This window comes from Peribacillus sp. NPDC058002, from assembly GCF_042886655.1.
Lineage (GTDB): Bacteria > Bacillota > Bacilli > Bacillales > DSM-1321 > Peribacillus > Peribacillus aracenensis.
Window position 1 is genome coordinate 1 of the sequence record NZ_JBHVQU010000122.1, and the last position, 11,177, is coordinate 11,177.

Annotated in this window: 11 protein-coding genes; all 11 read right to left on the reverse strand. The window is 42.2% G+C overall.

Going from position 1 to position 11,177, the window contains the following annotated elements; genetic code table 11:
- On the reverse strand, positions 1 to 242 hold a 242-nt coding region (locus ACFVSH_RS17995; RefSeq protein WP_387707155.1), incomplete at its 3' end, for a sigma-E processing peptidase SpoIIGA.
- A 493-nt stretch (positions 243 to 735) separates the two neighbouring features.
- A complete protein-coding gene (gene ftsZ, locus ACFVSH_RS18000; protein WP_098371076.1) occupies positions 736 to 1,893 on the reverse strand; it encodes a cell division protein FtsZ in 1,158 nt (385 codons plus the stop codon).
- 44 nt (positions 1,894 to 1,937) lie between these two features.
- Positions 1,938 to 3,236, reverse strand: coding sequence for a cell division protein FtsA (ftsA, locus tag ACFVSH_RS18005; RefSeq protein WP_214750823.1), 1,299 nt, complete (start codon positions 3,234 to 3,236; stop codon positions 1,938 to 1,940).
- A 264-nt stretch (positions 3,237 to 3,500) separates the two neighbouring features.
- Positions 3,501 to 3,866 carry a small basic family protein gene (locus ACFVSH_RS18010; protein ID WP_098371078.1) on the reverse strand — a complete coding sequence of 122 codons (366 nt, stop codon included), beginning with the start codon at positions 3,864 to 3,866 and terminating at the stop codon, positions 3,501 to 3,503.
- Positions 3,866 to 4,576 carry a DUF881 domain-containing protein gene (locus tag ACFVSH_RS18015; RefSeq protein ID WP_387707157.1) on the reverse strand — a complete coding sequence of 237 codons (711 nt, stop codon included), beginning with the start codon at positions 4,574 to 4,576 and terminating at the stop codon, positions 3,866 to 3,868. The genes ACFVSH_RS18010 and ACFVSH_RS18015 overlap by 1 nt, the downstream gene beginning before the upstream one ends.
- A gap of 42 nt (positions 4,577 to 4,618) precedes the next feature.
- Complete coding sequence (locus ACFVSH_RS18020; RefSeq protein ID WP_387707159.1) at positions 4,619 to 5,311, reverse strand: DUF881 domain-containing protein; 693 nt, start codon at positions 5,309 to 5,311, stop codon at positions 4,619 to 4,621.
- Complete coding sequence (locus tag ACFVSH_RS18025) at positions 5,298 to 6,080, reverse strand: cell division protein FtsQ/DivIB (RefSeq protein ID WP_387599741.1); 783 nt, start codon at positions 6,078 to 6,080, stop codon at positions 5,298 to 5,300. Before ACFVSH_RS18025 ends, ACFVSH_RS18020 begins: the two co-directional genes overlap by 14 nt.
- Positions 6,081 to 6,211: 131 nt before the next feature.
- Entirely contained in the window at positions 6,212 to 7,120 is a 909-nt protein-coding gene (murB, locus tag ACFVSH_RS18030; protein ID WP_387599738.1) for a UDP-N-acetylmuramate dehydrogenase, read from the reverse strand.
- Positions 7,121 to 7,473: 353 nt separating this feature from the next.
- Positions 7,474 to 8,574 (reverse strand): stage V sporulation protein E, encoded by a 1,101-nt coding sequence (gene spoVE / locus ACFVSH_RS18035; RefSeq protein WP_192203965.1) that lies wholly within the window; start codon positions 8,572 to 8,574, stop codon positions 7,474 to 7,476.
- A gap of 160 nt (positions 8,575 to 8,734) precedes the next feature.
- Positions 8,735 to 10,087: a UDP-N-acetylmuramoyl-L-alanine--D-glutamate ligase gene (murD, locus tag ACFVSH_RS18040; RefSeq protein WP_387707162.1), complete on the reverse strand. Its 1,353-nt coding sequence runs from the start codon at positions 10,085 to 10,087 to the stop codon at positions 8,735 to 8,737.
- Positions 10,088 to 11,065, reverse strand: a complete 978-nt coding sequence (gene mraY, locus ACFVSH_RS18045) for a phospho-N-acetylmuramoyl-pentapeptide-transferase (protein WP_192203963.1) — start codon at positions 11,063 to 11,065, stop codon at positions 10,088 to 10,090.
- Between the last annotated feature and the right edge of the window lie 112 nt (positions 11,066 to 11,177).

Here is an 11,177-nt window from a genome sequence, read left to right on the forward strand (position 1 = left end):
GACCTATTAAACCCAAAGGTTGCCAGCACCATGACAAGGGATACTAAAATCTTCATGTACACTCGGTCGGCAAATGCATAAAAAGGAGTGAATGCCAATACGATAATGAGGGAACCAATCAATCCGCCGATGCATACCCGCCAAAGAGCCACCCTTCGTTTAAGAATGATTGCGGTCCAATATAAAAGGAGGCAGTCAAATAACCAATTCAACAACCAGATCACATCTAAATATAAAGTCAAACACCCTCCCCTCCCTTTATTAACAAACCTTCCACTAGCAAAAAGTATAGCGTACCTGCCCTTAGAAAGTGTGTCACTTTTTGTACTGAAAACTTAAGAGTTTTTCAGTCATTTTTACCCTTTTTGTAGAAAAACAGCCATTGATATTTTCAATACCGTCTTAGAGACTATCCTGCTCCCTTTTACTTCTGTCGATTTATGTTATAAAAGTTTAATAATTTATTGCTCTTCATCTTTTTACATTTATGAATGAAAGTGAACAAATGATGTGGACTCCCTTCTGCCAAGGCATTCCACCCAGTACAATTCCATCTTCCAGTTCACAGGATATCCAGAAAGTATCATGGATCCAATAATGCAGATTTCATTCATCACTCCGGTCCGATTGAAACGCCCCATTATTATAAGGTCAATTGACACCAATTGCTTTTGAGAGTTCACATTATAAAAGACAAAAAACCGTCCCCAAATGGGAACGGCATATGACGTCATATTAACGGCGTCTATTACGGTTACGGAGGAAGGTTGGAATATCCAAGGCCTCATCACCTTGATTGGCATTACGTGCAGGCTGTTCATTGACTTCTTCTCTCTTCACTTCACGCTTCACGTTTGGCTGTGGCGTTTGTTGTGTCTGAGGTCTTGATTGCTGCTGTTGTCCGAGTGTTGGACGTCCAGTAGGCCGTATTGAAGCTTCAACCTCGTTAAAACCTGTTGCAATTACCGTAACGACGATTTCATCTTTAAGGTTTTCATTGATAACCGAACCAAAAATCATGTTTACGTCTTGATCGGATGCAGTAGCCACGATATCGGCCGCTTCCTGGACTTCAAAAAGACTTAGGTTCGTGCCACCTGTAATATTCATCAGTACGCCTTGGGCACCATCAATCGATGTTTCAAGCAACGGACTGGAAATGGCTTTTTTCGCCGCTTCCGCCGCACGGTTTTCCCCTGAGGAAATCCCGATTCCCATAAGTGCGGAACCTTTGTTGGACATGATTGTCTTCACATCGGCAAAGTCCAAGTTAATAAGACCTGGAACAGCAATTAAATCTGAAATCCCTTGTACACCTTGGCGAAGTACATTATCGGCTTCACGGAATGCTTCAAGCATCGGCGTGCTTTTATCGACGATTTCAAGGAGGCGGTCGTTAGGAATGACGATCAGTGTGTCAACCGATTCCTTCATGGATGAAATCCCGCCTTGTGCCTGTGTTGCACGTTTTCGGCCTTCGAAAGTAAACGGACGTGTAACTACACCCACTGTAAGAGCCCCTAAATCTTTAGCGATGCCCGCTATGACAGGAGCAGCCCCTGTTCCCGTACCGCCGCCCATTCCAGCCGTTACGAAAACCATATCGGCACCTTTAAGCGCTTCTTCAATCTGCTCTTTGCTTTCTTCGGCAGCTTTTTTTCCTACTTCGGGATTGGCACCTGCTCCCAAACCACGAGTAAGCTTCCCACCGATTTGCATTTTGATTTCTGCTTTAGATAGATTAAGAGCCTGTGCGTCAGTATTGACAGAAATAAACTCAACACCCTGTACACCATGCTCGATCATTCTGTTTACCGCATTGTTTCCGCCGCCGCCAACACCTATTACTTTTATCGTTGCTAATTGTTCTAGATTAGAATCAAACTCCAACATGACAATCCTCCTATTTTGACGAAATTCCCGATTCTTAATGATTGTTATTCAAAAAAGTAACCCAGGATTTTTTTGAATTTAGATTCACCTTTTTCACCTTGTTTTTTAGCCGTGTTCTCTTTGTTTTTCTGAGAAACCTTCTGGCTGCGCTGGTCGTTATCTTCTTGAGCTTGTCCAGCTGCTACAGGAGTTTTATTAGCGGTGTTTTTTTGCATTCTCTCTTTCTTGCATGCGTGTTTAATCAAACCAACAGCTGTCGTGTATTGGGGTTCCCTGACACCGATGTAATTCGGTTCAGCTGTCCTTACTCGGTTTTGGAACACATATTGAGCTAGCTCCAGAACTCCCGGCATCTTAACGACGCCCCCGGTCAACACGAAACCACCAGGTATATCCTGGAAGCCAAGTCTCTTCAAATCATCTTGAATCAACTCGAATATTTCGGTCACCCGCGCTTCAATGATATCCGAAAGCATTAACTGGTTGCAGGTCTGCTGCTGATCGCTGCCGATGATCGGTATTTGGAATACTTCATCTTCAGACGCGTCATCATAAAAGGCATGTCCATGCTTTACTTTTATTTTCTCAGCTTCCTCCATCGTTGTCCTCAGAACGATGGAAAGGTCCTTCGTAAGTGTTTCCCCGCCTATAGGTATCACAGACGTATATTGTAAATAGCCTTGTTCGAAAATTGCGAGAGTCGTGGAACCACCGCCAATATCGACAAGTGCCACACCAAGTTCTTTTTCATCCTTGGATAAAACAAGGGAACCTGCGGCTAACGGCTGAAGGGCAATATCAGTTATTTCCAACCCTGCCCTTTCCACACAGCGCAGTGTGTTATGTAAAATTGTCCGAAGACCTGTGATTAAAATCCCCCTCATTTCCAACCGGACACCTATCATGCCCCTTGGATCACTGATTTCATCAAGTTCATCAACTTTGTAGTGAATCGGCACCACGTCGATGATTTCCCTGTCGGATGGTATCGTTATTAACTCCGCTGCTTCCCTAACACGGAAAACGTCATGCTCGGTAATCTCTTTATTGTCACTGGATACCGCTACTACCCCATGACACGGCTGAAGCGTCACGTGGTTTCCGCTTATGCCGACGATTACCTTCTTTATCTCCATCCCTATCATCCGTTCTGCTTGCTCTATAGCCTTTTGAATGGATTGGACGGTTTCATCTATACCGACGATCGAACCCTTTTTGAGCCCTTCTGATTTAACATTTCCTACGCCGATTATATTTAATGTGTCATTGACCATTTCCCCAATGATAACTTTTACACTGGATGTACCGATGTCAAGACTTACGTATATTTCGTTGCTGTTCATTCCATGGCACCTCCTTCAGTTTTATACATGTATTAGTAGAATAACATTTTTATATCGAAGTCTTATACATTATAGAATAACAGAACTGATTACAACAACTCTCGAATTCCATGGATATTCGGTTCATTTTGTATTTCACGAACAAAACTCGTAGATTTCCCACTTTATGGTGCTTATTGTTCGCTTCTCAACGAGACTGATACACTTAATAAACTAGATACTGCCATAAACTATTCGTCATTTATAACTTAATTCCCTTTAAAATTATAGATTTTTTTTCTGCTTTTTCCGGGAAATGGACCATTTTTCAATTAGGATCCTTCTAATCAGGGCGATATTTTGAAAGAGCCTTACACCGAACACAAAGATTGCGGCTAAATATAAGTCTACACCAAGATGTACACCTAGAAAAGCCAAACCTGCGGCTAAAACAATATTAAAGAAGAATCCTGTTACAAATACAACTTCATCATAAAGATTTTGCAAATGAGCCCGTATGCCCCCAAATAAGGTATCAAAAGCAGCAAGTACGGCAATGGAAAGATAATTTGAATATTCATGGGGAATATCAAAATCCACCAAAAAGCCAAGGGTGATTCCTATTAATAACCCAAAAACCGGAAGCCACATTACGATTCCCCCCCATCCATAATGGGTTCCATATGTTCCACATTAATAGCATTTTGGTAGGCCGGCAAAGTCAACTCACCGGAAGGTACATCGATCTGCACTTCAAAACTATCTATAAAGAAATCATCCATAAGTTCGGAACCTTCAATGCGTTGCTTCAGTTTCTTTGGATTAACGGTTATCGCCTTTATTTCGACCGGGTAATGAACAAGAGGATAACCGTCCATTTTCGGCTGCCCATTAATATCACGAATAACCGATGTTGATATATACCTTTGTCCTGAAATGGAAATTTCGTCAGCGCCATACCTATACATTTCATTAATGAGCCGAATGATCAAAACAGGTGAAATATACTCGACCTTCTCACCAAGTAGGATATCTGCTTTGATGGGCTGTATAGATACGATGACGCCATTACCTTTAATTTCGGTCAAACCTGCGTCTGTCTTTAATTCGGTCAGGGTGTCACGCAATACTTCTTCTTTACTCTCATTTTTCTTTGTTTCATAGGATGCTATTTTTCCCTCAAGCTTTCTGATACCCTCTATTAAATCCGCCTGGGTCTGCTGTTCTTTCAATAAATCACTTTTCAGCTCCCACATATCCCTTGTATCGGAAACGACAGGCTGATTCACCAAATTGAATTGAATAGCGAGCATGAAGCCAGCAATCAACGTAACCAAACTAAAAGAAAGCTTTTTTTTCATTTCCAGTTTCTCACCAATCTTTCATCGAATCCGGCGGTCTGATCACCCTCCAATAATTGGATCAAAAATGATATTCTTTTGCTTTTCCACTGTAAAGGTAATATTCTCATTAACCAGCTGTTCCTTGATGCCACCGGGTAAGTCCAGTGAAGCACCCAGGACATCCGGGTCCCCAATCGCAGAAATGATGAAGGGAGCAGGATGTTGTTGACCATCGATTGTAATCACAGGCCCATTACAGATTATGTATGAATCATGATTTAACCTTTGACCGTTAATCGCAACAGCCTCTGCACCTGATATGTATAGTTCATTGACGACCTTGAAGACATGCTGTTCATGGACGAGGTAATTATTAACATTGGCTTTTGAATCCATATCCGTACCATCTTCAAGAGTCACCTGCAGGCCTGAGCCTTTTACTTTCACTTTCCCGAGAAACATACGGTATTTTTCCGTATCCTTTGCCAAATTGAAAAAAAGCTGCTTTTCCTTCGCTAGGTCTTTTTCTATTTGGGATACATTTTCTTGCTTCTGAAGGAGTTCCAACTGAAGTTCCCGGTTCTGCTTCTCTTGTTCGATCAGCTGCTGCCTGAGTTCATATTCCTGATCCCAGGCTTTGTCCTCCCCTGCACCCTTACCTTCTTTGGTCAGATTGTAAGAGAAGGCAATCATGAATCCGAGAACCACGCAAACCAGGGGTAAAATCACCCGTTTGCCATTAATTTTCCTCATTAGTGTCTTCCTTTTGTTCAGCGTCTTCATATGCCTTAAAATAAGAACCCACTTCCAGATCGATGACTCCCTTTACATTCGGATCCAACTGGCTGACAATTGATGGATAGTGAATCATTTTCTCGTATAAAGTCCGGCTTGTCGCACTTACTTCAAACCCATCGTTCATATACATGACGATATGGTAGACATCAGTTTTGGTTGGAGCGTAATGAATTTCTGAAATGGCATTCTGAATCTCGACAGGAAGCTTGTCCAGCTCTTCTAAAAGCAACTTTAATGCTTTACCCTCTTTGAAACCAATTAAAACAGGGGCAAATACTGGAATTTCACCTGTTGCCAGCTCCTCTAAAACGGACCCGTTCTCCAAAATGGGTGCAAACTTCCCATTATTGGACAGATATGCCATCCTATTATGTTCCGAAACCGTAATTTTTATGGAATTAGGAAATATCGGAGTCACCTTAACGCTTTTTATTTCTTTATTTTTTTTGATATTGGCTGCAGCTTCCCCTGTATCAACCTTCCAGATGCTTCGATCCTTCTTCACCTTACTCAGTTTTATGATCTGTTTGGAAGTAATATAACGATTTCCCTCCACCTGCACGGATTTCACATAGCTTAACGGAGATAAGAAATATAGCACACAAGCAACCAGAATGAAGAAAAGGGAAAGCAAAAGAACAAGCCGCCTGTTTGCTTTGCTTTTTCTTAATTGTTTTAATTTCGGGATGCGGTCCTCAATGGAAACGATTTTCCCCTTTTCCATCCCCTTCACCTCTTCCTGAAAAAATGGATGGTTCTTGACAGTGCGAAATCAAGACAAACTCTATATTTGGTTATTAACAAACATTAAAAGGTAACACATTATATCACAATATTTGGATATAATGAATCCTACTATTTTCTGCCGATAATTTCCACTTCTGTTTCCATTTTAACTTCAAATTTATCAAACACAGTATCCTTCACATGCTGTATCAGCGCTTGAACATCAGCTGCGCTTCCATTACCTGTGTTAACGATAAAGTTCCCATGCATTGGTGAAATCTGAGCTCCGCCAATGGAATGTCCCTTCAGGCCTGCATTTTCGACCAATTTACCAGCATGGTGTGGAAGTGGGTTCCTAAATATGCTCCCGGCACATGGAAGATTATACGGCTGGGTATCTTTACGATAATTCTTGTTATTCTGCATTCTTTCAACGATTTCGGTTCTATCACCCTCTGTCAATTGAAAAATTGCTTCCAGTACGATACCAGGTCTTTTCTTCTGAAGCAGAGAAGTTCGATAAGAAAACTCCATTTCTTCCTTCGAAAGCCAAGCTAGGGTTCCATCTTCAAATAGAACATGTGCCTCCTTGAGAATTTCACTCATATCGGAACCGTGTGCACCAGCGTTCATATAGACTGCTCCGCCGACGGAACCGGGAATCCCACTGGCAAATTCCAATCCTGCATATCCTTTTTTACTGATTTGTACGGACAGGCTGACAAGTGATACCCCAGCTCCTGCTTTTATCTCCGGCCCATTTATCTCGAGATGATCAAGTCCTTTACCCAATTTAAGCACGGCACCTTCTATTCCGCCATCACTGACAAGTAGGTTCGAGCCCCTGCCGATCACCGTCCATGGAATCTCATTTTCTTTGATGACCTTCATTGTTTTTTCTATATTTTCAATGGATGACGGCACGATGAATAAATCAGCCGGCCCCCCAATTTTCATAGTTGTATGATTTGCAAGCGGTTCCTGTTCAAGAACTTTGCCGATTTTCATTTCAGTTAATTGCTTTATCACATTATCCATGATAAACCTCCTTGTTGTTCCAAAAATTCCAAGTTATAATTTTCATTTCCTCTTCCATGAGGTCACTTATATGACAAGATTAATTACGCCTATTTAGCAGAAAATGAGCAGAAGCAAGCCCCAGTATGGCCTAACCCTCTTATACTATAGTCTAAACAAAGACGTATTGCCAATATTTATTGTGGATTCCTTAACATTCATACATGGTAATATTTAAGCGGCATTTCATTTATTTCTAAATTTCGGCAAAGCACAATCCAAAATCGTTTTCCTGCAAAGGTTTTCAACGTAAAAAAGGAAGCCCTGCGTTTAACAGAACTTCCCTTTAGCCAAACCCTATATTTCACTTATTTTCAGAACCTTGAATAACGGCTAATATTCAGGAGCACCCCAATCGCCATCAACATGAGCGTCAATGATGAACCGCCATAACTTAAGAGGGGCAAGGTGATACCCGTAACTGGCATCAAACCCGTTACCACACCTATATTGATCATCACTTGAATGGCGACCATTGCAATGATCCCCACCGCTACAAGGCTCCCATATAAATCAGGGGCACCAAGTGCGATCCGAATGCCCCGCCAAAGCATGAGCGCAAATAATAAAATGACCAGAGAACCCCCGATGAAGCCAAGTTCCTCGGAAAGTATGGCAAAGATGAAATCAGTCTGCGGTTCTGGTAAATAGAAAAACTTTTGGCGGCTTTGCCCGAGTCCCAATCCGAACAATCCCCCGGGTCCGATTGCATAAAACGATTGAATCATTTGAAATCCACTGCCCAAAGGGTCTTCCCAAGGATCCAGAAAAGACGTGATCCTTTTTATCCGATAGGGCGCTGATAAAATCAGACCGACAAAACCTGCTACCCCGATTAGCCCCAAGCCAACAAAATGACTGATTTTTGCCCCGGATATAAAAATCATAACGATGCACGTTCCAACCATCACCGTTCCCGTTCCAAGGTCCGGCTGTAACATGATCAATCCAAATGCCAAAAACACTAAACCCAAGGATGGAAGCATCCCTTTTTTAAAGGAGGTGATCAACTTTTGCCGTTCTGATAAAAACTTAGCTAAAAAAGCGATCATCGCCAGCTTCATGAACTCAGAGGGCTGCACCGAAAAGGCACCTACACCAATCCAGCTCCTTGAACCATTTCTCGCCATTCCTATACCTGGTACAAGCACAGCCAGTAACATGATGAAACAAATGATGATAAGGATTTTGGCCCATGTCCGCCACGTCCAGTAATCCACATTCATGATGAAAAACATGGCTATGACACCAACGCAGGCAAATAGCAACTGCCTTTTAGCAAAATAAAACGAATCATCAAATTTATATGTTGCCCAAATGGCACTCGCGCTGTAAACCATGATTAATCCAACAGTCAAAAGACTTAAGGTGACGATAATGAGAATGAGATCAGGATTCGATTTTTTTAATGGCACGGACATCCACCTCTAGGAAGTTTTTCGAGCCTGCGAATATAAAACATCAATGCTGATTGCTTGTCAGCACTTTAGTCAAAAAAAAAGCGATAACGGCTCATTATCGCTTTTTTCCATGGTGTCAACGTAGAAGCAAGTTAACTTCTCTCTGCGAAAGCTCTTACTTAAGTTTATGCACGGCCTCCATAAACATGTCTCCTCTTTGCTCAAAAGTTTTATATTGATCCCAGCTTGCGCAAGCCGGGGAGAGAAGAATGCAGTCGCCTTCATCTGAAAATTCAAATGCAGCCGGCACGGCCTTTTCTACATTATCGACACGTTTTATATTCGCTATTCCTAATTCTTTGGCTACCCGTTCAATTTTTTCTGCCGTTTCACCAAAAGTTATCACGGCTTTGACATTTTCCATCGCCGGTTTCAACTCATCAAATTCATTTCCGCGATCCAAACCGCCCGCCAATAAGATGACAGGTTCCGTAAAGGAAGTTAGCGCTTTGGATGCTGCTAGAATGTTCGTCGCCTTCGAATCATTATAAAATTTACGGTGATCGATCGTTGCCACAAACTGCAGACGGTGCTCCACACCATAAAATGTTTTCAGTACAGTCTGAATGGCTTCGTTGGCTACACCCTTCAGTTTGGCCGCTGAGATGGCCGCAAGCACATTTTCCAAATTGTGCTTACCAGGAAGGGCTATCCCTGAAACTTCAATGATTTTTTCTCCTCGGAAACAGACGGCACCATCTTCCACATAGGCTCCATTCTCATGTTTCACTTCAGCTGAAAAAGGAACAAGTTCAGCCTTGGTCTTTTTCGCCATGGACAAAACAAGATCTTGATTTGCATTAAAAATCATGAAATCTGAGGCTATTTGATTTTTCGTAATGGCAGCTTTTGCTTCGACATATTCCTGTTTGGAACTGTGATAATCCAAATGTGCATCATACAAATTTGTCACGATTGAGATTTCAGGACGAAATTCATCTATTCCCATTAACTGAAACGATGATAATTCAATGACGATCGAATCATCGGGTTTTGCATTTTCAGCAACACCAGAAGCCACTGTCCCAATATTACCGGCAACCAGCGGGGATTTTTCACCGGTCTTCAACATTTCATATATCAATGTTGTCGTGGTCGTTTTCCCATTTGTACCAGTGATTCCTATGAAAGGTGCCTCACTTATCTGATAGGCCAGTTCAACTTCCGTGATAACAGGGATCCCTTTTTCCAATGCCCCTTTTACGATAGGGTTCCGATAGGGGATTCCCGGGTTTTTCACGATCAGCTCGAAGCCCTCATCAAGAAGCTCGATCGGATGACTGCCGCAGATGACTTTGATTCCCTGTTCAAGAAGTCCTTGAGCCTCAGGATTTTCCGATAATGGCTTCATGTCATTAACCGTAACGAAAGCACCTAATTTATGTAGAAGCGAAGCTGCAATCACTCCGCTTTTTGCCAAACCCAATACTAATATCTTTTTCTCTGAATACTTTGCAGTCTCTTTCAATTATATCCACACCTCTAAATAGATTCCGAGTACCGCACACAGCAGCCCCACTGTCCAGAAAGTCACGACGACGCGCCATTCCGACCAGCCGGAAAGCTCATAATGGTGATGAAGCGGACTCATTTTAAAAATACGTTTACCAGTCGTCTTAAAAGATCCTACCTGCAGGATGACCGAGAGCGTCTCAATCACGAAGACTCCGCCGATGATCACCAGGAGAATTTCAAGCTTCGTTAACAAGGCGATGGTTGCGATCGCCCCCCCAAGGGCCAAGGAACCCGTATCCCCCATGAAAACCTTTGCTGGATGTGCATTGAATACCAAGAACCCGAGTACTGCACCGACAACCGCCACTGAAAAAATAGCGACATCATATTGTGACTGACTCCAGGCCAAAATGGCAAAAGCACCAAAGGCAATGGCAGATGTTCCTGAGACAAGTCCATCAAGCCCATCCGTCAAATTGACGGCATTCGAAAAACCTACGAGCCAGAAAATAACGATAAACAGATAAAACCAGCCAAAATCAAAAGCAAAGTCAGTGCCTGGAATCGTCAATTCTGGATTAAAACGGTCTGTCTGCTTAAAGACGAAGTAAAAGATGACAGAAATCACAATTTGTCCAAGCAGTTTTTGCTTGGAAGTCAATCCTAGGTTTCGCTTCATGACCACTTTGATGAAATCATCCAGGAAACCTAATAAACCAAAACCTAAAGTAACGAATAATAATAAATATGTTTCGGTTGAAGGTGACGAAAATTTCAAAGTCATGACTAGTGTAGCGATGGTGACAGATAATAATATGACCAAACCGCCCATGGTGGGTGTGCCGGTTTTCTTCAGATGCGATTGTGGGCCTTCTTCCCTAATACTTTGCCCGAATTTCAATCTTCTTAAAAATGGGATGAAAATCGGCGAAAGAAGAACGGTTACTAAAAACGCCACCAAAATCGTATAAAAAATCACTTGTTCCAACATTCCTTACTCCCTCATTCCTAACACAATTCAAATATAAAAATCTGCTTGATGTCTTTTCTTATGGCTGTTTTCGCATACTTTGTTGCTATTTACCAAGTAAAGCGGTGTGGTT